We start from the raw sequence: 970 nt of genomic DNA on the forward strand, positions 1-970 counted from the left end.
AGCTGCGATGGTTGATCGTTCTCCCATCAAGGGCAAAACCATCGTGATTGCCGATCGAGGTTATGAAAGCTACAACAATTTCGCGCATATGGAGCGCAAAGGGTGGAACTATGTCGTACGGGTAAAGGATTTGGATTCCAGTGGTATTCTTTCGGGCTTGCGTTTGCCCGCTGGCGGAGCGTTTGATCGTGACATTCATCTGACACTCACCAAAAAACAAACCAAAGAGGTCAAGGCTCATCCCGAGATGTACAAGTTCGTTCCTTCCACGTCAACCTTTGATTTTTTGGATTTGCACGAGAACTTCTTTTACCCGATTTCCTTTCGGGTTGTTCGTTTCATTCTGCCTAGTGGCGCTTATGAAACCATCATAACGAATCTGTCTGCCGCTGATTTCCCACCAGATGAAATCAAATCCATTTATAACAGGCGATGGGGCATCGAAACCTCTTTCAGGGCATTAAAATACACCGTCGGTCTGGCGAATTTCCACGCAAAGAGACAAGAGTCCATCATCCAAGAGATTTTCGCAAGAATGATCCTGTACAATTTCGCAGAAATGATGACCTCGCACGTCGTCATTTCGCAAATGGATAAACGGCACCTCTACCAAGTTAACTTTACGGTTGCCGTTCACGTTTGTAGACATTTCCTGCGCTCACAAGACGATGAACCCCCGCCCGATGTTGAAGCGCTGATTCGCAAAAACATTTTACCGATTCGACCCATTCGCCCAGGGCAGCAGAATACGCGCAAAATCCGTTATAAATCAGCAGTTAGCTTCGTCTACAGAGTAGCATAATTCGTTTCACATGAACATTTTTTAAGCGGATATTCCATCCGCTTTGTTTGCTGTACGCTTATTCCTTGCTTGGACCAAAAAAACAAACGACACAGGGCTTTTCCCCATGCCGTTTCGGATTTCATTTTAATTCCAGGTCTTGTCTTTGAGCTTAACTTAATGACATTG

Annotated in this window: 2 protein-coding genes; one reads left to right on the top strand and one right to left on the bottom strand. The window is 45.3% G+C overall.

Annotated elements, in window-relative coordinates; genetic code table 11:
- Positions 1-802, top strand: an 802-nt coding sequence (locus E2980_RS23830; RefSeq protein WP_135154701.1) for a transposase, incomplete at its 5' end; no start/stop codon positions are given.
- On the opposite strand, the gene E2980_RS24515 is transcribed toward E2980_RS23830, so the two are convergent.
- The coding region (locus E2980_RS24515) for a hypothetical protein (protein WP_205700026.1) at positions 787-970 on the bottom strand (184 nt) is incomplete at its 5' end. The two genes, E2980_RS23830 and E2980_RS24515, sit on opposite strands and share 16 nt — an antisense overlap.

Origin of the sequence: Cohnella luojiensis (assembly GCF_004564235.1) — a bacterium.
Classification (GTDB): domain Bacteria; phylum Bacillota; class Bacilli; order Paenibacillales; family Paenibacillaceae; genus Cohnella; species Cohnella luojiensis.